The 2,500-nt window shown below is 55.1% G+C and carries 1 tRNA gene and 2 rRNA genes (1 of these 3 running past the window's edge); all 3 read right to left on the reverse strand.

Annotated elements, in window-relative coordinates:
• Nucleotides 1-12: 12 nt before the first annotated feature.
• Nucleotides 13-89: transfer RNA gene (locus P7B02_RS13840), tRNA-Met, on the reverse strand.
• Nucleotides 90-154: 65 nt separating this feature from the next.
• Nucleotides 155-269: ribosomal RNA gene (gene rrf / locus P7B02_RS13845) — 5S ribosomal RNA — on the reverse strand.
• Nucleotides 270-339: 70 nt separating this feature from the next.
• A 23S ribosomal RNA gene (locus tag P7B02_RS13850) occupies nt 340-2,500 on the reverse strand; it runs 629 nt beyond the window's last position.

Below are 2,500 nucleotides of genomic sequence, written 5' to 3' on the forward strand. Positions count from 1 at the left end.
CGGCGCTGATCTTGGGTGCGGGGACAGGATTTGAACCTGTGACCTTCAGGTTATGAGCCTGACGAGCTACCGGGCTGCTCCACCCCGCGGCAAAGCCGGTAATAGAGATCGGAAAGGAAGGATATGGATCTGAGATAGTGCATCTTCTCGGCGGACCTGGCGGCGACCTACTCTCCCGCGCCTTAAGACGAAGTACCATTGGCCCTGGGGGACTTAACGACCGAGTTCGGAATGGGATCGGGTGGGGAACCCCCGGCATAGCCACCAGGTCAGCGGAGAAGATGCGAAGACATCATTGAATGAAGTGTATGAGCGCACAGTCATGAGTTTGACTGAAGAACGATCAAGCCGATCGAGCTATTAGTACCGGTAAGCTACACGTGTCACCACGCTTCCACACCCGGCCTATCAACGTAGTGGTCTACTACGGCTCTCGGCGAAGCCTTGTTTTGAGGCTAGTTTCCCGCTTAGATGCTTTCAGCGGTTATCTATTCCACACTTAGCTACCCTGCTGCGCGGCTGGCGCCACGACAGGTCCACCAGAGGTGTGTCCATCCCGGTCCTCTCGTACTAGGGACAGATCCTCTCAAGCTTCGTACACCCACGGCAGATAGGGACCAAACTGTCTCACGACGTTCTGAACCCAGCTCACGTACCACTTTAATCGGCGAACAGCCGAACCCTTGGGACCTGCTCCAGCCCCAGGATGTGATGAGCCGACATCGAGGTGCCAAACTTTGCCGTCGATATGGACTCTTGGGCAAAATCAGCCTGTTATCCCTAGAGTACCTTTTATCCGTTGAGCGATGGCCCTTCCACGCAGGACCACCGGATCACTATGGCCGACTTTCGTCTCTGCTCGACTTGTCAGTCTCGCAGTCAGGCGGGCTTATGCCATTGCACTCGACGACCGATTTCCGACCGGTCTGAGCCCACCATCGCGCGCCTCCGTTACACTTTGGGAGGCGACCGCCCCAGTCAAACTGCCCGCCACGCCATGTCCCGGACCCGGATAACGGGCCGCGGTTAGACGTCAGCAACAATAAGGGTGGTATTTCAAGGATGGCTCCGCCGGAACTGGCGCCCCGGTTTCATAGCCTCCCACCTATCCTACACATGTTGCTGCTAACGCCAAGGCGAAGCTGCAGTAAAGGTTCATAGGGTCTTTCCGTCTGACCGCGGGAACCCCGCATCTTCACGGGGAATTCAATTTCGCTGAGCCTATGCTGGAGACAGTGGGGAAGTCGTTACGCCATTCGTGCAGGTCGGAACTTACCCGACAAGGAATTTCGCTACCTTAGGACCGTTATAGTTACGGCCGCCGTTTACCGGGGCTTCAATTCGGAGCTTGCACCCCTCCTTTTAACCTTCCGGCACCGGGCAGGCGTCAGACCCTATACGTCGCCTTGCGGCTTCGCAGAGCCCTGTGTTTTTGATAAACAGTCGCTACCCCCTGGCTTGTGCCACTCTCTGCTGGTTGCCCAATAGAGAGTCACGCTTATCCCGAAGTTACGCGTGCAATTTGCCGAGTTCCTTCAGCATAGTTCTCTCAAGCGCCTTGGTATACTCTACCTGACCACCTGTGTCGGTTTCGGGTACGGTCTCTGTTGGAGTTATTTCCAGGGACAACTTCCCTGCCTGGAGCAATCCAATAAGCCCAGACAAGTTACGTCATCCGTCACTTCCAACTGGCCCAGGAATATTCACCTGGTTCCCATCGACTACGCCTTTCGGCCTCGCCTTAGGGGCCGGCTAACCCTGCGCAGATTAGCTTTACGCAGGAACCCTTGGTCTTTCGGCGAGAGGGTCTCTCACCCTCTTTATCGCTACTCATGTCAGCATTCTCACTTCCGATACCTCCAGCAAGGCTCACGCCTTGCCTTCACAGGCTTACGGAACGCTCCGCTACCGCTTGCAGTAAACTGCAAACCCATACCTTCGGCGCACGGCTTGAGCCCCGTTACATTTTCCGCGCAGGATCGCTTGACCAGTGAGCTGTTACGCTTTCTTTAAATGATGGCTGCTTCTAAGCCAACATCCTGGTTGTCAAAGCAATCCCACATCGTTTCCCACTTAGCCGTGACTTGGGGGCCTTAGATGATGGTTAGGGTTGTTTCCCTTTTCACGACGGACGTTAGCACCCGCCGTGTGTCTCCCAGATAGTTCTCTCGGGTATTCGGAGTTTGGTTAGAATTGGTACAGCTCGCGCCGCCCGCATCCATCCAGTGCTCTACCCCCCGAGGAATTCGTCTGAGGCACTACCTAAATAGTTTTCGCGGAGAACCAGCTATGTCCAGGTTTGATTGGCCTTTCACCCCTATCCACAAGTCATCCCAGAATTTTTCAACATTCACGGGTTCGGTCCTCCAGTAAGTGTTACCTTACCTTCAACCTGCTCATGGATAGATCACCTGGTTTCGGGTCGTCATGCGACGTACTTATTCGCCCTATTCAGACTCGCTTTCGCTGCGCCTACACCTAACGGCTTAAGCTTGCACGG

Origin of the sequence: Caulobacter segnis (genome assembly GCF_029543125.1) — a bacterium.
Classification (GTDB): domain Bacteria; phylum Pseudomonadota; class Alphaproteobacteria; order Caulobacterales; family Caulobacteraceae; genus Caulobacter; species Caulobacter segnis_D.